Raw genomic sequence first — 22,337 nt, 5'->3', positions numbered from 1 at the left:
CCTTCTTTACTTTATTTCAACAAATTCAATTTCACTAAGCTTTCTGCGATCTGAACGGAATTCAACGCAGCACCCTTCAGAAGGTTATCAGAAACGACCCAAAGGTGGAATGCATTTGCTCGATCCAGATCTTTACGGATGCGTCCGACGAACACAGCATCTTCACCGACACAATTTGCCGGCATCGGATACAATTGCTCCGAAGGATCGTCTTGAAGGACGATACCCTGTGAGTCAGCTAGCAACGCCTTTATTTCTTCCACAGACACATTCTCTTCGTCAACTTCAATATAGACGGATTCCGAATGTCCGGTTTCAACAGGTAGACGAACACATGTAGCAGATACTTCAAGGTTCTCCATACCCATGATCTTTTTGGTTTCATTGATCATTTTCATTTCTTCGAACGTATAGCCGTTTTCCTGGAATTTATCAATTTGAGGAACGGCATTGAAGGCAATTTGATAATGCTTCTTATCACTTGAAACAGGTAAGACTTCTGGAGTGAACGATTCTCCATCGAGAATCGACCTCGTCTGTTCATTCAATTCTTCAACTGCTTTCGCCCCTGCTCCAGACACTGCTTGATAAGTTGAAACAATCACCTTATTCAACCCATATTTCTGGCGGATCGGTTCAAGAGCCACGACCATTTGAATTGTTGAGCAATTCGGATTGGCAATGATGCCGTTGTGATGGTTCAAGGCGGACTCGTTCACTTCCGGTACGACTAGCGGAGTATTCGGATCCATCCTGAATGCGCTTGTGTTATCAACGACAATAGCGCCTCGTTTGGCAGCTTCAGGAGCAAGCTCTTTGGAAATTGCACCTCCAGCTGAGAACAGTGCGAGCTGTACACCTTCAAACGCTTGAGGTGTCGCTTCTTCAATCAAATATTCATTTCCCTTGAACATCATCTTCTTACCAGCTGAGCGTTTACTTGCCAATAATTTAAGAGAAGCAATTGGAAAATCTCTTTTTTCTAATGTTTTCAACATCTGTTGGCCTACTGCTCCAGTAGCCCCAACGACTGCAACGTTATATCCTTGGTTCGTATTCAAAGAATGTCCCTCCTCTTGATCGTGCATCGATCACTAAGGTATACCTTATCCTATTTCAACCTATGATCGCTTCATAGTCAAATTTCCGATGATTGGTACTTCCTTATGAACGATAGAAGGAGAAACAAGATCGTTTCTCCTGAAATAACTTGGTCATATTGTCATTCATTTTACCATATCATTGAGTACAGAGGTATGATTTTGGTTCATTTATCAGGTATTTCGTTGTGGATAGTCCATCCCTTAATATATTCGTAGCACAGGCTGTATTTGTTGACCATCCAACGCGACTTCTACCGTATCAGTCAAAAGCTCCATCTGAGCCACTAAGGAATTGGGCTTCGCTTCAGGTGCGTCTTGCCCAAATGGGATAAAATAAATGTTCTTTGTGGACATCAAACGCATGATGTTGACCCCGTTCAAACCTAAACCGTCATTCGTTGAAATCCCCAAAACAACAGGGTTTAAGTTCCGCAGCGTCGCCTTGGCTGCCATCAATACTGGTGAGTCCGTCATGGCATTGGCAAGTTTGCTGATCGAGTTTCCTGTCAATGGAGCAATGACCATACAATCCAAAGGTGTTTTAGGACCGAACGGTTCTGCTTTGACAATTGAATTGACGACCTCATTCCCTGTCATCTCCTCAATTTTTTTGATCCAGTCTTCTCCTTCGCCAAACCTGGTTGTCGTATTTTGAACCGTATAGGTAGCAAATGGCGTCACTTTCGCCCCAGAGTCGATGAGCTTTTGAATTTGTGGTACGACAGCATTGTACGTACAATGAGACCCTGTCAGACCGAATCCAATATGCTTACCTTCTAGTTTCATTCTCCCTGCCCCTTCCCTTAATTCCTTTCTTCCATAAGTAACTGTGTCAAAACGTTTGCAATGATCTTCCCTGCAGTCTTCGGTGCGACGATACCAGGTAGACCTGGAGCAAGCAGTGCTTTGATGCCCCTTTTCTCTGCAAAACGAAAATCCGTACCTCCAGGCTTGGAGGCAAGGTCGATGATAAGGGTATGAGATGGGATTTTCGATATGACGTTTTGGGTAATGATCGGTGCTGGGATGGTATTGATACATACATCAACCGACTCCACTTCTTTCTCGAGCTCGGTCAGATAAAACGGTTTGAATCCCATTTCAGTTATACGAGCGATGTGCTCAGATCTTCGAGCTCCTACAGAAACATTCGCACCAAGATTAGCAAATGTCCTTGCAACGGTGAATCCTACCCTTCCGAAACCTAGCACCATGACGTTGGATTGATGGATGGTGAAATCCGTATGTTGGATCACCATCATAATCGTACCTTCTACAGTCGGTATGGCATTGTAGATTGCCACATCATCGCGCTCAAATAGCTTGATATGTTTACGGTTTGCATTTGATGTACACTTTGTCAGGAAAGGATTCGTAATACCTGAAAAGACCGTACAAGCCTGCTTCGTTTTCTGTAACAGTTCTTCTGAGAATTGAATCTTCTTATTGGAGAAAATGGTTTCGATTTCTCCATTCGGACCACTGCCACTGACGGGTAGAATCAAGGCATCCAGCTCTTGGATTGGGAGTTCATCTAAATCCATTTTGGTTGCCCCTGTGAAACCGTGATCCAGTTGATCGAACCCGACGAGATACAATTGTGCATCAAGTTCAGTCAGCTTACGGATCACTTCAAGCTGGCGTGCGTCTCCGCCTATGATGGCTGCTTTAATTCCTGTTAACATCGTTCCTCCCCTTTCTCATTCATCGTTTATTACGGAGGAATAATATACTTGAGTGCTGATTCTTCAACATCATATGAAGAACATACTGCCATGGTGATTATTTATATTCGGATTGAAAATCGGCTTGCGAAGGATCAACAAGGATCGTTTCAGCCCCTACACGATAAATCTTATTCCACCTGAATTGGATGATATTTTTCCTTTTACGTAGTCCATTCCATTCCGTTATCGGAATCTGCAGGGTATGTATATATCCTCCTTGTTCATCAATGATGAATTCTGCATAAGATAAGACACCCAATTTTTCACCCTTCGTATAATCGATGATTTCCTTTCCGAGAATTTCACTTAATCTCATCTTCATCCCTCCCACCGACATCTTCTACTATATATATGTCCACTTCGGAAGAGATTTCACCCCAAAATAAAAGATCGTATTTTAAAAGAAGGCTCTGTTAGCTTTTAATGTTGATATTTAAAGAAAAAAGAAGCGTAAGGCGGCGACTCCAGCGGGAAAAGCAACCTCAACAACAAGCTTTAACAGAGCCAAAAAGAAAGAAAAAAGCCTTCCCTTTTTATGACTTTAAGGGAAGACATGAATCATTTTTTAAAGTGATATTACTGAGGGAAACGAGCCGGAAACTCTCCACTCGGACTGATCAAAGAGCTTGAGAAGTCCTCTGTAAACACTTGATGGATTAAGCGATCGACCTGTTCTTTCGAGACAGCATCGATATTCTGAAGAATTTCATCCAACGTACGTTGTTTTTTCAACAGAAGTTCATGCTTCCCATTACGGCTCATTCTACTATTGGTACTCTCAAGACTCAGCATGAGACTTCCTTTGATTTGTTCTTTACAGTTTGCAACTTCCTTTTCGGTAACGCCATCCTCTTTCAATGATTGAATAATCATTGAAATGGTATCGTACACCTCATCAAGCTGACCTGGGGCAGTTCCGGCATAAATGTTGAACACACCGGTATCGAGGTGGGCGGAATGGTAAGAAAATACGGAGTAGGCAAGTCCTTTCTGTTCCCTTACCTCCTGGAACAATCTGCTGCTCATACTTCCACCGAAAATGTTGTTCAAGACGATCAGGTCGAAAATATGTGGATCACCGACGGACAATCCTTCATAACCGATACATAAATGAGCCTGCTCAGTGTCTTTCTTTCTCGCTTTCTTGTCCGTACAGAAGGATGGCTTTGTTGCAACGGGTTTTTCACTCGCTGATGTGTAGGTACCGAAATGCTTCTCAACTTCCTTGAGGATTTGATCGTCTACATTACCAGCTACTGAAATGACGACGTTATCAGGAGTATAAAATTCCTCCATATAGTTTCGTAACGTCTGTCCGTTGAAAGTATTCAATGTATCCTCTGTCCCTAAAATAGGATAAGCCAACGGATGATGGTGATAGGTCGCCTGGCTTAATAGGTCGTGGACGATATCATCCGGCGTATCTTCATACATCTTGATCTCTTCCAGGACAACATTTTTTTCTTTTACGAGTTCATCTTCATCAAAGGTTGAATTGAAGAACATGTCTGCTAGCGTCTCAAGCGCACGAGAAGCGTGATTATCCAATACCTTAGCGTAGTAACAGGTATATTCCTTCGATGTGAAGGCATTGACCTGACCGCCGATCGAATCGAAGGACTCGGCAATCTCTCTTGCATTACGCGTCTTCGTCCCTTTAAAGAACATGTGTTCCAAGAAGTGGGAAATACCGTTATTGGATTTGTTTTCAAACCTAGATCCCGTGCCGATCCATACACCGATTGCTACTGACCGGACGCTTGGGATGTTTTCAGTAATGATCCGGACACCATTCTTACAAGTATGTTTCGTTATCAATCTGTCTCCTCCTAAAATCAAAACAGGAAAGTTATGTAGGTATTTTGGTTCTGTATATAGAACCACTATACCATTTTACTTTTCGTTCGACAATTACTTACGGGTTTCAGGGAATTGGTCTGCTTTCACAATCCGTTTCTCGCTCATCAATTGAGAGACGGTCCCGATCGAATACCCCTTTGAACGAATACCGTTGATCATTTGTTCCAATCCCTTAGCAGTCGAATGTGTCGGATGCATCAGGATCATAGCACCAGGGTGAACCTTTGATACCACTCGTGATGCCATTTCATTTGGATCGGGCTTTCTCCAATCGACGGTATCCACTGACCAGAGGATCGTCTTCATTTCAAGAGCATCAGCTATTTCAACCACTTCCATCCGATAACTACCGCTCGGTGGCGCAAACCATTTAGGAGTAACATCCAACGTACTTTCAATGATGTCATTCGTCTTCTTTATCTCTTCATTGATTCTGGCTCTCGATAATTGTTTCATATCAGGATGGGAGTAAGCATGGTTCCCGATTTCATGACCTTCTTCATAAATGATCTTGGCCATATCCTGGTTCTTCTTAACCCATGATCCATCAAGGAAAAACGTCGTATGGACGTTGTGTTTTTTCATCGTTTCAAGGATTTCAGGAAGATATTCATTCCCCCATGCGACATTCACAAGAAAGGTAACCATCGGCTTTTCTGGATTCCCTTTGTAGATTGGGGAAGGAGGGAGATCATCAAGAGATGTGGCTGGCTGAACTTGTTTATATACGATCAAGGATTCGTCGAACTTCCCCTTCTTTTTCATTCTCTTGTATGAAGCATCTACATCGACGATAAAACCGTTATATCCCGGAATCGCTTTCCATACTTGGTCGATCCGCGCATCAATCGGCTTAACATCATGCTTGTTTGCGTAATCGATGATTTCACTTTTAAGATTCTGTTTATCTGTCATGACAGAAACCGTAGTCGCACCATTTTTCAAATTCATCAAATAGTCATCCGTCAATGGGTTTTGGACACTTATGTATGAAATGAGTACAATCAACATAATACTTAACAACGTCATCATCTTCTTCATCCGTTTTCCCTCCTTCCTACAGTAAAGCTATGATACGGAAGGACATGTTAGAACAGCCGGGAGAACGATCCATGGATGAACGTTGAATGGAATTATGATTTTAAACAAGAGGCTCAATTAAAGAAGGTTGTTGATGTTGAACAGCTTCAGGCGGACGCTTTCCGCGGGCAACGCTTCAGCCTCCTCACTTCCACAGGATGTGGTGGCTTCGACGTTCACCACAGGACGTGGTGGTTTTTAGTCGAAGAACCTTAATTCCTCGCTCTGCGGGGTCTTCAGCTGTTGCTTTCCCGCTGGAGTCGCCGCCATACGCTTCTGTTTTCTTTGAATATCAACACTAAAAACAAAAAAAAGAGGCGGATTGAACATCCGTCTCTTACTTTTGTTCCTGTGCTTTTTTCTGTTCTTTAAGAACAGCTTTACGTGATAGATTGACCCGTCCTTGGTTATCAATTTCAGTTACTTTGACAAGGACTTCATCCCCGATTTTGACGACGTCTTCAACTTTAGGGATTCTTTCTTCAGCAAGCTCTGAAATGTGGACAAGACCATCTTTACCACTGAATAGCTCAACAAACGCTCCGAATTTCTCAATTCGTTTTACTTTACCAAGATAGATTTCTCCGACTTCTACCTCTCGTACGATATCTTCGATCGTTTCTTTCGCTTTTTGATTCATGGCTTCATCTGTAGAAGCGATGAAGATGGTACCATCTTGTTCAATATCGATTTTGACACCTGTATCTTCGATGATCTTGTTGATGATCTTACCACTTGGTCCGATCACATCACGAATCTTATCAGGCTTGATCTTCATTGTAAGGATCTTCGGTGCATATTCAGACAATTCAGTTCTGGATTCGCCCAATGTACTTAACATGGAGTCTAGAATCGTCATTCGTCCTTCTTTGGCTTGGAAAAGCGCTTCTTTCAAGATATCTCGGTCGATACCTGAAATTTTGATGTCCATTTGTAGCGCAGTAACACCGTTTTTCGTTCCAGCCACTTTAAAGTCCATGTCTCCGAGGTGATCTTCCATTCCTTGAATGTCTGTAAGGACGGTCACATCTTCTCCATCACTGATCAGCCCCATCGCAATACCAGCAACAGGTGCTTTAATCGGAATACCAGCATCCATCATCGCCAGCGTACTTGCACAAATACTTGCCTGAGATGTCGAGCCGTTGGATTCCAACACTTCACTTACGAGACGGATCGTATAAGGGAATTCCTCTTCAGAAGGCACAACTGCTTCAAGTGCACGTTCTCCTAATGCACCATGTCCGATTTCACGACGCCCAGGTCCACGCATGAAGCCTGTTTCGCCGACGCTGAATGGTGGGAAATTGTAGTGATGCATAAATCGTTTGGATTCTTCAATATCAAGCCCATCCAGAACTTGGACATCGCCTAAAGCTCCAAGCGTACAAATACTCAATGCTTGGGTCTGCCCTCGAGTGAACAATCCAGATCCATGTGTTCTTGGCAATAATCCTACTTCAGATGAAAGTGGTCTGATTTCATCAACCTTACGTCCGTCTGGACGAAGCTTATCTTTCAAAATAAGGCGTCTTACCTCTTTTTTGATAAGCATATGTAGGATTTCTTTCGCTTCAGCAGCTTTTTCTTCATCTTCCTCGTAATGCTCTGCCAACTTGACAGCAATTTGGTCTAATGCTTCCTGACGAGCATGCTTTTCCACTACTTTTACCGCTTCTTTTACATCATTGAGGAAAAGACCTGACACTTCTTCAGTCAATTCTTCATCAAGTGTGTGAAGCTTGACTTCCATCTTGTCCTTGCCAACTTCTTCAGCAATCTTTTCTTGGAACGCAATCAATCGTTTGATTTCTTCATGACCGAACATGATCGCTTCGAGCATGACTTCCTCAGGGACTTCCTGTGCGCCTGCTTCAACCATGTTGATGGCATGCTTTGTACCAGCGACGATCAAGTTGATATCACTTTGTTCCTTTTGTTCGACTGTAGGATTAATTAGGAACTCTCCATCGATTCTACCAACAGCCACACCTGCGATCGGTCCTTCAAACGGGATATCAGAAATGGTCAGTGCTAAGGATGAACCGAACATTGCGGCCATTTCAGATGAGCAGTCTTGGTCAACACTCATGACTGTACTGACTACTTGTACTTCATTACGGAACCCGTCAGCGAATAAAGGTCTGATTGGACGGTCAATTAAACGGGATGCTAAAACAGCCTTTTCACTAGGGCGTCCTTCACGTTTGATGAATCCACCAGGAATCTTACCCACGGCGTAAAGACGCTCTTCGTAGTTTACTGTTAACGGGAAAAAGCTCAAATTCTTCGGTTCTTTCGATGCGGTCGCTGTCGAGAGTACGGCTGTATCTCCATAGCGTACCATTACGGCTCCATTGGCCTGTTTAGCTAAATTTCCAATTTCAAGGGTCAGCTTGCGGCCAGCCCAATCAATGGAATAGACATGCTTATTTTGTTCCATTTCAGTGAGAACTCCTCTCAAACTTCATTGAATTATAAGGTTACACTGTTCTATTATAACCCAAAAACAGATGTTCAAAAAGCGGACTACCCAATATGTAATCATCTTCAACATTATGTATGCATCCGACATACATCTGCTTTCAGTATCGTCTTCAAGTTTTTAAAGCTAATAAAAAAGCGGGAGTAAACCCCGCTTTTTGGTGACTATCGACGCAAACCAAGTTTGTTGATAAGAGTACGGTATCGCGTTACGTCTTTCTTACGCAAGTACGTTAACAAATTACGACGCTTACCAACCATTTTTAGTAGACCACGACGAGAGTGGTGATCTTTCTTATGAGTTCGCAAATGATCGTTCAATTCGTTGATTTGCTCTGTTAGGATAGCAATCTGTACTTCTGGAGACCCAGTATCGTTCTCATGAGTCTTGTACTCTTTGATCAAGTCGTTTTTACGCTCTTGTGAAATAGCCATCCTGTTCACCTCCTTCATTTATTAATCCCCATCTTCCGAGCACACGTCGGTGACTCGTCGTGCCAAGAAGCGGTTCTGTACGTATAGTACAAATAATAGGATACAACTTTTCGAGTTTGAATGCAACCGTTAAGACCTATGAATTTTGTAAGATTCTTTTGGCAGTCTCAACATCTCTCGCAATTTGTTCCTTCAATTCATCAATGGATGAAAATTTCTGTTCACTTCGTATGTTTTCACACCACTCGACAGTGACTTCTTCTCCATAAATGGTGGCGTCAAATGAGAACAAGTGGACCTCGACACTGGGCTTATCTGGTTGCTGATCCCGGAATGTCGGTTTGTAGCCAACATTGCATACACCATCGTACCATTCACCATTCACTTCCATTCTAACCGCATACACACCTGTTTTGGGCAGCTTATACGTATCCGATAATTGGATGTTCGCGGTCGGAAAACCGATGGTATGACCACGGTTGTCACCATGAATGACGGTTCCGCGAATTTGATAGCGTCTTCCGAGATAGGTTGGAACGTCTCCTACTTGCCCTCCCTCGATGAGGGACCGGATCAAGGTCGAACTCACCTTTTCTCCTTCAATCGAGACTTTTTCAACAACGGTTTGTTCGAATTTCCCACGTGAATGGAACGGAAGGGTTTCCATGGTCCCCTCCCCTTTCTTTCCAAAGGAAAAATCAAAACCGGCGATGACATGCTTGACGTTCAAGCCGATGATGAATTCATCTACGAATTGCTGAGGGGTCAAAGACGCAAATGCTTTACTGAAAGTAACGATATATAAGCGGTCGATTCCCATCTTACCGATGAGTGTTTCTTTGTCCTTAATAGGCGTAATATAATCCTTTTCGGTACGTTCTCTACCGAGTACGACGGAAGGGTGAGGATCGAAAGTCATGACAGCAGATTCCATCCCTTTTTGATCCGCTATGTCTTTCGCCGTTTGAATGACTTTGCTATGCCCGATGTGGATTCCATCAAAATACCCGATCGCCATAGCAGCCGGTTTTAATGACATTTGTTCTTCGAGCTGGGTGTGGTCGATCCTATACGTTTTCAATTTACCACCTAAGTTCTATTCTTGAATTTTGAGCACCTTTTCTGGTTTCACCCATCCAGGTCGTTCAGGATGGGGCTTATAGATTGCAAGACACTCTCCACGTCCATTATAAACGGCAGTCCTCTCGTTGGAAAGTTCTTTCGTCTCTTTCAATAGTGCCCCATTGAGGATCTGACGCTCCGTCTCCTCAGAGACGACGACTGAGGGGAATAGGGATAAAGCCATCTCAATCGGTTTAAGATATGGACCTAGCCCTTCCTTCTCTTCTATTCTCTGTTCCAACTGTTCAAAGGTGACTGTTTGTTCTAATGTGAACGGACCAGACTTGGTACGTACCAGGGAAGACATATGCGCTGGCACCCCGAATGCTTTCCCGATATCAACCGCAAGGGTCCGTATGTAAGTCCCTTTACTACAAGTGACTTCAATTGGAAATTCGATATTTCCTGTCTCCTCGTTTTTCTTCAATGATCCGATAAGCTCCAAGGAGTGAATTTTCACCCTCCTCGTAGGTCTTTCAACGTCGATGCCTTCCCTTGCATACTCATATAATCTTTTCCCGTTCACTTTGACAGCTGAATACATTGGAGGGGTTTGTTCAATTTCACCCCGGAACCGATTCAAGGTTTGGTCTAAATCCTGGAACATACTTGGGTCAACAGGGACCTGGTCTAACACTTCCCCGGTTTGATCTTCAGTTGTCGTAGATGTACCAAGTGATACAGTCGCTTTATACGTTTTGTTATATGCGCTCATGTATTCTGCAACTTTGGTTGCGCGATTGATACAGATTGGAAGAACCCCTGAAACGGCAGGATCGAGTGTCCCTGTGTGACCGACCCGCTTTGTCTTAAGCATTCTTCTAAGTCTGACGACGCAGTCATGGGACGTCATTCCACTAGGTTTATGTAAAGGGATTATTCCTGCTTCTTTCATTTCATCCACCTCATCAAATCTCAACTGCAATTTTGAGAAATGAAAAAGAGATCGGACCTGTCTCCTTCAGCTATCTTTCTCCCACATGAGGAGAGTGTGTACCATCCTGTGATAGGCATCAGGTATTTATTATAGAACAGGCCAATCCCTTTCATTTGTCATTCCTGGTTATCATTGATCTCATCTAATAGTGTTTCGATTCTGTTGCCATATTCGATAGAATGATCGAATTGGAACAGAATTTCAGGCGTTTTCCGAAGACGGATACGTTTTCCGATTTCAGAACGAATGAAGCCTGTCGCTTTTGCAAGCCCGGCTAATGTATTCGCCTTTTCTTCCTCATCACCGAATACGGAAATGAAAACAGTCGCTTGCTGCAGATCACCGGTTACTTCTACTGCGGTGACCGTTACAAAGCCCACACGGGGATCCTTGATCTTTTGGCCGAGGATTTCACCGAGTTCTTTCTTCATTTGTTCTGCTACACGATTTGCTCGTACATTACTCATAAATACACCTCATTTCATCTTAAAAGGAATAGGGTCTACCCGTTCCCGTAGGATGATGCTATAGGAAATGACGCTACTGTCGAACCTTCGAAAGCCTACATTACAACAGTTCGATGTCGTAAGATGTTACTTCAAATTCTTCAAAGCGATCAATGAATTTCAGCACCTGCTGCAATTCGCTTTCTACCACTTGTTTATCCTTTGAAACGGTTACGATCCCAATCTCGAACCGTTGCCACAGTTCAAGGTGATCTGTTTCGGCAACTGCTACATTGAATTGGTTCTTAAGCCGTTGAATCACTTTCTTCACGACAGAACGTTTTTCTTTCAAAGAGTGAGCGTCATAGATATGACACTCACACTTCAAACTCCCTATCATTTACGTTCTACTTCTTCCATCACATAAGCTTCGATGATGTCGCCTTCCTTGATATCGTTGTATTTCTCAAGGGTGATTCCACATTCATATCCTGTTGCGACTTCTTTCGCATCATCTTTATAACGTTTCAACGTATCGACTTCACCTTCAAAAACAACGATTCCATCACGGATGAGACGCACGCCTGACTCACGTGTGATTTTACCTTCCGTTACATAACAGCCGGCAATTGTACCAACCTTTGAAACTTTGAAGGTTGTACGTACTTCAACTTGACCGATGACCTTTTCCTGATAAATAGGGTCAAGCATCCCTTTCATCGCTGATTCAATTTCATCGATGACGTTGTAAATGATTCGATGCAGTCGAATGTCAACCTTCTCAGCCTCTGCTGTTCGTTTCGCATTACTATCCGGACGAACGTTGAAGCCGATGATGATTGCATTTGATGCAGATGCCAGGATGATATCGGATTCAGCAATAGCACCGACACCGGTATGGATGATTTTGACTTTCACACCCTCTACGTCGATCTTCTGCAAGGAGCTGGCAAGTGCTTCAACCGATCCTTGTACATCTGCTTTCAGGATGACATTGATTTCCTTGATGTCTCCTTCTTTAATTTGATCGAAGAGATCATCCAGGTTCAGTTTAGAGGATTCTCTTCTTTGTTGTTCGATTTGACGCTTGGCACGAGCTTCACCGATGGAACGAGCCTTCTTTTCATCCTTGAAGACCCTGAACTGATCACCAGCATTAGGAACATCGTTTAAACCGGTAATTTCCACAGGCGTAGATGGACCCGCTTTTTTCACACGGCGGCCTAGATCATTAACCATCGCACGTACGCGACCGAACGTATTACCGACAACGATCGGGTCACCGACTTCAAGCGTCCCACCTTGTACAAGGAGTGTAGCGACAGGCCCGCGGCCTTTATCCAATTGCGCTTCAATGACCGTACCGTTTGCAAAGCGTTCTGGATTTGCTTTGTGCTCTTCCATTTCAGCGACAAGAAGAATCATTTCTAGCAATTCATCAATCCCTTCCCCGCTGATTGCAGAAAGCTTGACGAAAATCGTTTCTCCACCCCAGTCTTCAGGAATCAATTCATGCTCTGTCAATTCCTGCATGACACGGTCCGGATTGGCACCTTCTTTATCCATCTTGTTGACAGCAACGATGATCGGTACACCGGCTGCTTTCGCATGGTTGATCGCTTCGATCGTTTGTGGCATGACACCATCGTCTGCGGCTACGACTAGAATCGTAATATCGGTAACTTGTGCCCCGCGCGCACGCATCGTTGTGAATGCTGCGTGACCAGGTGTATCCAAGAAGGTGATCGGTTTGTCGTTTTCCTTGATCTGATAAGCCCCGATATGTTGCGTAATTCCGCCTGCTTCACCAGCAGCAACCTTCGTTTTTCGAATTGAATCCAACAACGTCGTCTTACCATGGTCGACGTGTCCCATGATAGTCACGACAGGTGGACGGATCATCAATTTGCTTTCATCTTCTTCAATTTCGTTTTCTTCGAAATTCGTTTCGTCAATGATGATTTCTTCTTCGACTTCGACATTGAAGTCAGCCGCTACAAGCTCGATCGTCTCTTTATCAAGCTCCTGGTTGATGGTCGCCATTACACCGAGCCCCATCAATTTCTTGATGATTTCAGAGGATTCGATGTGTAGCTTCTTTGCCATTTCTCCAACCGTCAATGAACCTTCGAATGTAATCTTTTCAGGCATCTTAGGCTTTACAGGCTCTCTACGAGGTGTTTGAGGCTGGTTGTTACCAGAACGGTTGTTCCTTCCGCCTCTACCTTTATTGGGACGATTGTTTCCTCGGTTATCATTGTTGTTCGGTTTACGGTTGCCCCGGTTATTGTTGTTAGACCCTTGTTGTTTATTACCCCCAGGACGTTGATCAGGTCGACCTGATCCCCGGTTGTCGCTATTTTGTCTGTTGTTATTACGATTTTCAGGTTTGTTACTTTTCTGTCGGTCTGATTGATTGGCAGGTTTCTTTGAAGGAGAATTCTCCTTGCTTTCATTCTTCTTTGGTTGGAAAGCAGCATCCAGCTTGTTCACTGTCGTATCTTCGATCGTAGACATATGATTGGATACTTCTATATTCATTGTTTTCAACTTTTGGATTACATCTTTACTTTGCACATTATTTTTTTTCGCATATTCATAAACGCGCATCTTACTCATTTGGTCACCCCCAGTATTATTGATCGATTAAGGTTTTCAATTTCTCCGTAAATCCATTATCGATCACAGCAACGGTCACCCGTTGTTCTTTCCCAATTGCATTTCCCAACTCATATCGATTCGGAACGATATAATAAGGAATTTGATAATAAGTACATTTATCAATTACTTTCTTTCTTGTATTGGCGGATGCATCATTGGCTAGCAAGATCATTTTGGCACGACGCTTCCGGATTTCGTTAAGTACGAGTTCTTCACCTGAGACGCATTTGCCTGCACGATTGGCTAAGCCTAATAAGGAGGTCCATGATGACTTCATTGGCTTTTCGCTTTCTCCAACTGACCCTTCAGCTCTTCATAAACTTCATCAGAAATCGGAACGGATAGTTGACTTTGGAATGCATTTTTCTTTTGTGCCAATTCCAGACATGAGACCTGATTACAAATATAAGCACCTCTGCCAGACTTTTTACCGGTAAGATCGATCGAAACTTCTCCCTCCGGAGTACGGACAATGCGAAGCAGTTCCTTTTTCGGCTTGTGTTCTTGACAAGCAATACATTTTCGCATCGGTATTTTCCGCTTTTTCATCGTTTCTCTCTCCTTTTAATCTTCCAGTTCTTCCTCAAATGTGTCCGGTTCTTCGGCAGGCTGTTGGTTAGGATCATACAATCCTTGTTCAACCGCTTCAGATTCGCTCTTGATGTCAATTTTCCAACCTGTCAATTTAGCAGCTAATCTAGCATTTTGACCTCTCTTACCAATTGCCAAAGATAGCTGATAGTCAGGAACGATGACTCTGGTCATTTTTTCTTCTTCATTCACTTGGACTTCAAGTACTTTTGATGGACTTAATGCATTTGCTACATATTCAACAGGGTCGTTTGACCATCTGACAATATCAATTTTTTCACCGTGTAATTCATTAACGATGGTTTGGACCCGTTGTCCTCTTGGTCCGACGCAGGATCCTACAGGATCGACTTCAGGATCTTCTGCATGAACGGAAATCTTTGAACGGTCACCTGCTTCACGTGAAATCGATTTGATCTCAACTGTACCATCATAGATTTCAGGCACTTCCAATTCGAACAATCGTTTTAAGAGACCAGGGTGTGTTCTAGAAACCATGATTTGGGGACCTTTTGTCGTCTTTTCCACTTTGGTGATGAACACTTTGATTCGGTCATTTGTCTTATAGGATTCCGATTGAATCTGTTCGGATGTAGGGAGCAATGCTTCTACTCTCCCAAGGTCAACATACATGAAACGGTGGTCCTGACGTTGGACGACACCCGTGATGATGTCTTCTTCCCGATCGATGAATTCGGAATAGATGATGCCTCTTTCCGCTTCACGGACACGTTGCGTGACGACTTGCTTTGCTGTTTGAGCGGCAATACGGCCGAAGTCTTTCGGTGTGACTTCTAATTCCACAACATCTCCAGCTTCATATTGAGGGTTCATCTCTTTCGCTTGATCAACCGAAATTTCAAGTCGACTATCCTCAATTTCCTCTACAACATTCTTTCTTGCGAATACTTTTACACTTCCTGTATCTTGATTGAAATCCACGCGGACATTTTGAGCTTGGTGGAAATTTCTTTTGTAGGCAGAGATGAGTGCAGCTTCAATCGCTTCCACGATAACATCTTTGCTAATTCCCTTTTCCTTCTCAAGAACCGTCAGTGCATCCATTAAATCGCTCATTTGACTCTCCCCCTTATTTAGAATGATACCGCTAGTCTTGAGCTGGCTACCTTCTCGTACGGTATCGTAATCGTTTTCGTCCTCGTTTTGATACGTATGTCAATCTTCAATTCAGTTCCGTCAAAGGACGTGAGCGTGCCTTCGAATTCTTTCTGGCCATCAATCTGCTCATACGTTTTCACATAAACGTGTTTTCCAATCGCCTTTTGGAAATCTGATTCCTTTTTCAGAGGGCGTTCCACCCCGGGTGAAGATACCTCAAGGAAATAAGCTTGAGAAATCGGATCAACCCGATCAAGCTCTTCACTTAGTTGCTCACTGACTTTACCGCACTCTTCGATGTCAACGCCATCTTCACTATCGATGTAAACCCTTAGAAACCAGTTCTTTCCTTCTTTCACGTACTCGATATCGACTAGTTCAAGGTCCATGGATTCTAGAATGGGTGTGACGAGTTCTTCTGTTATCTCTGTCACCTTCTGACTCATGAATGGTCCTCCTTTATCAATAAAACGTTAACATGTTCTTTCGTAATAGAATCATCCGCTAGAAAAAAAGATCAAACATAAATGAAAGAGTGGGCTGGCACCCACTCCTTCCGACGACCTATTCACTAGTATTTCCAAATTCAATATACCATAAACATCGATACTATTGCAACTGAGCAAGGTGCTAGAAGAGGGATAACTGATTTGCATCTGGAAGACCTTCGAGGCACCCTTGATCTTCAAGATATTGAAGCACAGTCTTCGAAATCTTACTTCGTTGTTGCAAATCTTCCTTGGATAGGAATTCCCCGTTTTCGCGTGCTTTTACGATGTTGATTGCAGCGTTTGTCCCCAATCCAGGGATTGCGTTGAATGGTGGGATGAGTGTATCCCCATCTACGATGAATTCTGATGCTGACGATCTGTACAGGTCGACTTTTTGGAACTTGAATCCGCGTTCGCACATCTCTAATGCCAATTCAAGTACAGTCATCAAACTCTTTTCCTTCGGTGAAGCTTCCAATCCTTTTTGATTGATCTCTTCAATCCGGTTTTTAATTGACATCGATCCTCTAATCATCGTTTCAAGATCAAAATCATCAGCCCTTACCGTAAAGTAAGCAGCATAGAACAAGATCGGATGATGGACCTTGAAATAGGCAATACGGACAGCCATCAATACATAGGCCGCAGCGTGGGCTTTCGGGAACATGTATTTGATCTTTTTGCAGGATTCGATATACCAATCCGGTACATCGTGCTTCTTCATTTCCTCGATCCACTCGTCCTGAAGTCCTCTTCCCTTTCTGACAAATTCCATGATCTTAAACGCAAGAGACGGTTCCAATCCTTTATAGATCAAGTACACCATGATATCGTCACGACAACCGATTACGTCTTTCAGTTCACAGGTTCCGTTGGCAATCAACTCATTTGCATTGTTCAACCAAACATCCGTCCCATGTGACAGACCCGAAATCTGAACCAATTCTGAAAAAGTGCTAGGTTTCGTATCTTCGAGCATTTGACGTACGAATCTAGTTCCAAACTCAGGTATACCGTAGGTTCCTGTCTTACAAAGGATTTGTTCTTCAGTCACGCCTAGTGATTCTGTACCGCTGAACAATTTCATGACCTCTGCGTCATCTGTCGGGATTGTCTTTGGATCAATGCCGGAAAGATCTTGCAGCATCCGGATGACCGTAGGATCATCGTGCCCGAGTATGTCCAGCTTCAATAAATTATCATGAATGGAGTGGAAATCAAAATGGGTAGTCTTCCATTCCGAGTTCTTATCATCAGCAGGATATTGAATCGGACAGAAATCAAATATATCCATATAGTCAGGAACAACGATGATTCCGCCAGGATGCTGTCCTGACGTCCGTTTTACGCCTGTACAACCACTTACAAGCCGGTCAATCTCTGCACCCCTGTAATGGATGTCGTAATCCGAAGCATATCCCTTCACATAACCATAAGCTGTTTTCTCAGCAACTGTACCTATCGTTCCTGCACGGTAGACATAATCCTCACCGAACAATTCTTTCGTATAATTATGGGCCCGAGGCTGGTACTCCCCAGAGAAGTTCAAGTCAATATCCGGAACTTTATCTCCTTTGAATCCAAGGAAGGTTTCAAACGGGATATCATGTCCGTCTTTCGTATAAGGAACGCCACAAGTTTCACAATCTTTATCCGGAAGGTCGAACCCAGATCCTACTGAGCCATCATCGAAGAAGATCGACTTTTTACAGGATGGGCAGACGTAATGTGGAGGTAATGGATTCACTTCCGTAATTTCCGTCATCGTTGCAACGAATGAGGACCCGACAGATCCACGGGAGCCGACAAGATAGCCATCATTCAAAGACTTCTTGACGAGTTTATGTGAAATCAAATAAATGACTGCGAATCCGTGACCAATGATACTCTTGAGTTCTTTTTCCAGTCGATCCTCAACAAGCTTAGGGAGCTCTTCCCCATAGATGCTCCTTGCCCGTTCATAACTCATGTTACGAATTTCATCATCTGCCCCTTCAATCTTCGGGGTATATAGATCATCCGGAATCGGTTTTACTTCTTCGATCTGGTCAGCAATCGCCTGCGTGTTTTCGACGACGATCTTTTTTGCCGTCTCGTTATCGAGGAATGAAAACTCATCCAGCATTTCATTCGTTGTACGGAAATGGACGTCGGGATGTTTTTGGCGATTCAACGGATTAGCATTCCCCTGGCTTCCGATCAGGATTTTACGATAGATTTTATCAGTCTCATGCAAGTAATGGACGTTGCCTGTAGCCACAACGGGCTTACCTAATTTCTCACCGAGCTTCACGATATTTGTGACGATCTCTTTTAATGCAAGCTCATTTTGTACAAGCTCTTTTTCGATCAGATGGGCATAATTGCCTAAAGGCTGAACTTCCAGATAATCATAAAATCTTGCAATCTCTTCGACTTCTTCAGGAGATTTCTGCATCATCCCTTCAAAGACTTCTCCTTTATCACAACCTGATCCTACGAGAACACCTTCCCGATGCTTTTTAAGTTTTGACCGAGGAATTCGTGGTGTACGGTAAAAGTAGTTGACATGTGATTCACTGACCAATTTATAAATGTTCTTCAAACCCTCCTGATTCTTAGCCAGGAGGATACAATGGGACGGTCTTGTTCGTTCGAACCCGGTTTCACCCATATGATCATTGAATTGATCATGGTGGGTGATCCCCTTCTCTAAACTGTCCTTCAGCATTTTCAACAGTAGATACCCAGTGGCCTCGGCATCGTAAATCGCTCTATGGTGCTGCGTCAGCTCGATGTCAAACTTTTTACACAACGTATTCAGCCTATGGTTTTTGAATTCAGGATAAAGGAATCTTCCCAACTCAAGCGTATCAATCACCGGGTTTTTCGCTTCGCCTAAACCGATCTTTCGGAAACCTACATTCAAGAACCCCATATCGAAGCTTGCATTGTGGGCAACCAGAATTCCATCTTCAATGAATGAATGAAAATCCTTAAGGACCTCTTCGATCTCAGGAGCATTTTCAACCATGTCGTCGGTGATTCCTGTCAATTCGATCGTTGTTGGCGATAATGGGTGATGAGGATTAGCGAATGCTTCGAACTTATCGATCACCTCTCCACCTCTGATTTTCACTGCGGCCAGCTCGATGATTTTGTTGTAGACCGCAGACAAACCTGTCGTTTCGACGTCAAATACAATGTACGTTTCCTCTTCAAGATTCCTGTGTTGGTCGTTATAGGCGATCGGGACACCGTCATCGACAAGGTTCGCTTCCAGTCCGAACAATATTTTAATTCCGTGCTTCTTCCCAGCTGAATAAGCTTCAGGATAGGATTGGACTACAGCATGATCGGTAATCGCGACAGCGGGATGCCCCCACTTCGCTGCTTGTTCAATCAATGAAGAGGTGGAACTGACAGCATCCATTTGACTCATTGGTGTGTGCAGGTGTAATTCAACACGTTTTTCATCTTCAGGTGCTTCATCCACTTTTTGTTTCGGATTCAATTCCTCAACATCATTTGCAATCATGACAAGGTCACGGACGAATGTATCGTTTTGAATTCCACCGCGCACCTTGACCCACATGCCTTTTTGCACGGCTTGGAGCTTAGGGATATCTTCCTTATCACGCGAAAACATTTTAATTAAGATTGAATCCGTATAGTCCGTAATCTTGAACGTCAGTAATGTCCGTCCGCTTCGCAGCTCACGTGTCTCTGCGTCGAACACATAGCCTTGAAGTGTCACTTTCCGTTCCTCATCAACGATTGATTGGATCTGTACGGGTTCATCTTTTATGCCATATCCAATTTTAAGCTTCTCTTCACGAATTCCATTTTCAAGCTTCTTCTCTGCTTTTTCTTTCTCCATCAAAGCGGCCATCACTTTGGTCTTGTCTTCCTGTTCACGCTGCTCGACAAATTTTTGATAGTCTTCTTCGTTCTGTTCCACTTTGGTTTCAAACATAAGAGCAGGAAAACCGAATTTCTTGAAGGTGGAACCGAGTGCAGGTGCGAGCTTACGTTGAAACAGCATCGATTGTGCATCGTTTGAGACAGTTACGGTGACTTTGTTTCCTTCCAAGGAAGGCGACTTATCCATCAAGATATCCAGTACAGGAAGTGACTGGTTCTGGAGCTGATTGATACACATATTCCAGTACCCGCCAAAAAGCTCAGGATTGAGGTTTGGTTCACTACAATGAATCATACAATCCGTTTCAGCAATGGAATGGAATGCTTTCTTCATTAAAGTCATCATTAACTGATATGCTTCAAATGGCAGCTGCGATTTCAAGACAATGTGAAACGTCCATTTCTTTTTCTCTTTCTGAATGCTCAGTCGTTGTAAATAGCCACCTTCAAATAAGGACCTTTTCTCTTCAGGGAATCCGATCTGGTCTAACAAAAGTGTCAGACGTTCTTTCCGGATTTCAAGATCTTCCATCTAGGACAGTACTCCTTTCATTCCTGTTTACACAGTCTCACCCATGCTGCCAAAGGCAAGGGACTGACGAATCATAACGTTGTCAGCCCCAGGTCATTTATCTATTACTGAAAAACGTTCTTAGAAATGCATTGACTTCATCAATTGACATTTCTTCTTTTTCTCCGGTCTTACGTTCTTTTACTTCTACAATCCCTTCATCAGCCCGTTTTCCTACGATAATCTGGATCGGTAATCCGATGAGATCTGCATCTGTGAATTTCACACCCGCTCTTTCTTTACGATCATCATATAACACATCAAAACCTTGAGATTTCAAATCGTTATAAAGCGCCTCAGCTTTTTCGGACTGGCTGGCATTCTTAGGATTCACGCAAATCAAGTGGGCATCGAATGGCGCTAATGAAGTCGGCCAAAGAATCCCATTCTCATCATGCAATTGTTCAACGACAGCTGCCATGGTCCTTGATACACCTATTCCATAGGAGCCCATGACGATTGGTGATGATTTACCATTTTTATCGAGGATCGTCGCTCCTAACGCTTCACTGTATCGTGTACCCAGCTTGAAGACATGTCCGACTTCGATACCTCTCGCAAAGACGATCGTGCCTTGACCATCCGGAGAAGGATCTCCTTCTTGGATGAACCGTAAATCTTCATATCGATCAACGGTAAAGTCTCTTTCTGGATTTACGTTTTCGAAATGCATTTCCCGCTCATTCGCACCGCAAACGCCGTTGACCACAGACGTAACAGCATAATCTGCAATGACGGTCACACTTTCAGGTACATCGATCGGTCCGATATAACCCGTTTCACAACCGAGGATTTCTTTTGTCTGTTCTTCCGTTGCCAATTCAACCGTTTCAGCATCCATTACATTCTTCACTTTTATATCATTGATTTCATGATCGCCTCGTGAAAGAACGAGTACTGGTCGGTCATCCACCATCCAAAGGAGGGATTTGATGCAATCCTCCGAAGAAACATTTAAATAGTCGGCTACATCTTTTATCGTTTTTCTGTCAGGCGTGTGTACTTTTGAAAGATCCTTCTGTTCTTCTTCTTTCTTCGTATAGCTGATCTTCACCGGAGCCATCTCGACGTTAGCTGCATAATCAGATTCATTTGAATAAGCGATCGTATCCTCACCAATTTCAGCTAATACCATGAATTCATGCGTATCTTTTCCACCCATCGCACCTGAATCAGCGATGACCGCACGGAAGTCAAGTCCACAACGCTTGAAAACATTTTGATAGGCTTTGAAGATTTCATCATAATTCTGATCGAGGCCATCTTCATCCATATCGAATGAATAGGCATCCTTCATGATGAATTCACGGCCTCTTAGCAGCCCGAACCTTGGTCGCTTTTCATCTCTGAATTTCCCCTGGATTTGATAGAGGACCATTGGTAAGCGCTTGTACGATTTGACTTCATCTCGAAGCAAACTTGTAATCAATTCCTCGTGGGTAGCACCTAATGCAAATGTGCGGTCATGCCTGTCATTCAAACGCATGAGTTCAGGACCATATGTACGCCATCTTCCTGATTCTTCCCAAAGCTCAGATGGTTGAAGCGCGGGCATCAAGACTTCCTGCGATCCGATTCCATCCATTTCTTCACGGATGATGGTTTCAAGCTTCCTAAGCACTCTCCTACCAAGCGGTAAGAAAGAATAGACACCAGATACACTTTGGCGGATGAACCCCGCCCTGACGAGTAGCTGGTGGCTTTTTGCTTCTGCATCTGCTGGTACTTCTCTAAGAGTTGGTATATAAAACTTGCTTTGTCTCACGTTATGACACCTTCTTCACTTATAGTTCTGATTTACTTGCAT

At 43.5% G+C, this 22,337-nt stretch carries 20 protein-coding genes; 1 reads left to right on the top strand and 19 read right to left on the bottom strand.

All coding sequences use genetic code 11. From position 1 onward, the window contains the following. Window positions 1-11: 11 nt before the first annotated feature. The 6 genes from asd to V1497_RS08520 all read right to left on the bottom strand — a co-directional run bounded on the left by asd (window position 12) and on the right by V1497_RS08520 (window position 5,731). On the bottom strand, window positions 12-998 hold the full coding sequence (gene asd / locus V1497_RS08545) for an aspartate-semialdehyde dehydrogenase (RefSeq protein WP_414703637.1): 987 nt from the start codon (window positions 996-998) through the stop codon (window positions 12-14). 306 nt (window positions 999-1,304) lie between these two features. After that, the gene (gene dpaB, locus V1497_RS08540; RefSeq protein WP_349410549.1) at window positions 1,305-1,889 is read right to left on the bottom strand and encodes a dipicolinate synthase subunit B; all 585 of its coding nucleotides are present in this window, start codon (window positions 1,887-1,889) and stop codon (window positions 1,305-1,307) included. Between the two features lie 17 nt (window positions 1,890-1,906). Then, entirely contained in the window at window positions 1,907-2,788 is an 882-nt protein-coding gene (gene dpaA, locus V1497_RS08535) for a dipicolinic acid synthetase subunit A (protein WP_349410548.1), read from the bottom strand. A gap of 97 nt (window positions 2,789-2,885) precedes the next feature. Beyond that, a complete protein-coding gene (locus V1497_RS08530) occupies window positions 2,886-3,146 on the bottom strand; it encodes a YlmC/YmxH family sporulation protein (RefSeq protein ID WP_349410547.1) in 261 nt (86 codons plus the stop codon). Window positions 3,147-3,406: 260 nt separating this feature from the next. Next, a complete protein-coding gene (locus V1497_RS08525) occupies window positions 3,407-4,648 on the bottom strand; it encodes a pitrilysin family protein (RefSeq protein ID WP_349410546.1) in 1,242 nt (413 codons plus the stop codon). A gap of 93 nt (window positions 4,649-4,741) precedes the next feature. Then, window positions 4,742-5,731, bottom strand: a complete 990-nt coding sequence (locus V1497_RS08520) for a polysaccharide deacetylase family protein (protein ID WP_349410545.1) — start codon at window positions 5,729-5,731, stop codon at window positions 4,742-4,744. A 75-nt stretch (window positions 5,732-5,806) separates the two neighbouring features. Between V1497_RS08520 and V1497_RS08515 the strand changes: the two genes are divergently transcribed. Beyond that, a complete protein-coding gene (locus V1497_RS08515; protein WP_349410544.1) occupies window positions 5,807-5,986 on the top strand; it encodes a hypothetical protein in 180 nt (59 codons plus the stop codon). 121 nt (window positions 5,987-6,107) lie between these two features. Here V1497_RS08515 and pnp read toward each other — a convergent pair whose 3' ends face one another. From pnp to V1497_RS08450, 13 genes are all read right to left on the bottom strand, one after another. After that, on the bottom strand, window positions 6,108-8,213 hold the full coding sequence (pnp, locus tag V1497_RS08510) for a polyribonucleotide nucleotidyltransferase (RefSeq protein WP_349410543.1): 2,106 nt from the start codon (window positions 8,211-8,213) through the stop codon (window positions 6,108-6,110). A 206-nt stretch (window positions 8,214-8,419) separates the two neighbouring features. Continuing rightward, window positions 8,420-8,689: a 30S ribosomal protein S15 gene (gene rpsO / locus V1497_RS08505; protein WP_349410542.1), complete on the bottom strand. Its 270-nt coding sequence runs from the start codon at window positions 8,687-8,689 to the stop codon at window positions 8,420-8,422. A 136-nt stretch (window positions 8,690-8,825) separates the two neighbouring features. Further along, a complete protein-coding gene (gene ribF / locus V1497_RS08500; protein WP_414703612.1) occupies window positions 8,826-9,770 on the bottom strand; it encodes a bifunctional riboflavin kinase/FAD synthetase in 945 nt (314 codons plus the stop codon). Window positions 9,771-9,785: 15 nt separating this feature from the next. Further along, window positions 9,786-10,706: a tRNA pseudouridine(55) synthase TruB gene (gene truB / locus V1497_RS08495; RefSeq protein WP_349410541.1), complete on the bottom strand. Its 921-nt coding sequence runs from the start codon at window positions 10,704-10,706 to the stop codon at window positions 9,786-9,788. Window positions 10,707-10,864: 158 nt separating this feature from the next. Next, window positions 10,865-11,215, bottom strand: a complete 351-nt coding sequence (rbfA, locus tag V1497_RS08490) for a 30S ribosome-binding factor RbfA (RefSeq protein ID WP_349410540.1) — start codon at window positions 11,213-11,215, stop codon at window positions 10,865-10,867. 100 nt (window positions 11,216-11,315) lie between these two features. Further along, window positions 11,316-11,546: a DUF503 domain-containing protein gene (locus V1497_RS08485; protein ID WP_349410539.1), complete on the bottom strand. Its 231-nt coding sequence runs from the start codon at window positions 11,544-11,546 to the stop codon at window positions 11,316-11,318. Window positions 11,547-11,590: 44 nt separating this feature from the next. Continuing rightward, window positions 11,591-13,813, bottom strand: coding sequence for a translation initiation factor IF-2 (infB, locus tag V1497_RS08480; RefSeq protein WP_349410538.1), 2,223 nt, complete (start codon window positions 13,811-13,813; stop codon window positions 11,591-11,593). A 16-nt stretch (window positions 13,814-13,829) separates the two neighbouring features. Continuing rightward, window positions 13,830-14,132: a YlxQ family RNA-binding protein gene (locus V1497_RS08475; protein WP_349410537.1), complete on the bottom strand. Its 303-nt coding sequence runs from the start codon at window positions 14,130-14,132 to the stop codon at window positions 13,830-13,832. Continuing rightward, window positions 14,129-14,404 (bottom strand): RNase P modulator RnpM, encoded by a 276-nt coding sequence (gene rnpM, locus V1497_RS08470; RefSeq protein WP_349410536.1) that lies wholly within the window; start codon window positions 14,402-14,404, stop codon window positions 14,129-14,131. Before rnpM ends, V1497_RS08475 begins: the two co-directional genes overlap by 4 nt. Window positions 14,405-14,419: 15 nt before the next feature. Beyond that, window positions 14,420-15,523, bottom strand: coding sequence for a transcription termination factor NusA (gene nusA / locus V1497_RS08465; protein ID WP_349410535.1), 1,104 nt, complete (start codon window positions 15,521-15,523; stop codon window positions 14,420-14,422). 17 nt (window positions 15,524-15,540) lie between these two features. Further along, a complete protein-coding gene (gene rimP, locus V1497_RS08460) occupies window positions 15,541-16,011 on the bottom strand; it encodes a ribosome maturation factor RimP (RefSeq protein WP_349410534.1) in 471 nt (156 codons plus the stop codon). Window positions 16,012-16,195: 184 nt separating this feature from the next. After that, window positions 16,196-20,491: a PolC-type DNA polymerase III gene (locus V1497_RS08455; protein WP_349410533.1), complete on the bottom strand. Its 4,296-nt coding sequence runs from the start codon at window positions 20,489-20,491 to the stop codon at window positions 16,196-16,198. A gap of 97 nt (window positions 20,492-20,588) precedes the next feature. Beyond that, entirely contained in the window at window positions 20,589-22,295 is a 1,707-nt protein-coding gene (locus V1497_RS08450; RefSeq protein ID WP_349410532.1) for a proline--tRNA ligase, read from the bottom strand. Between the last annotated feature and the right edge of the window lie 42 nt (window positions 22,296-22,337).

The sequence above is a fragment of the Pseudalkalibacillus sp. SCS-8 genome, assembly GCF_040126055.1.
In the GTDB taxonomy this organism is placed as follows: Bacteria; Bacillota; Bacilli; order Bacillales; family Fictibacillaceae; genus Pseudalkalibacillus; species Pseudalkalibacillus nanhaiensis.
Note: the sequence above shows the minus strand (reverse complement) of the source record. Positions and strands in the feature narration are given on the sequence as shown.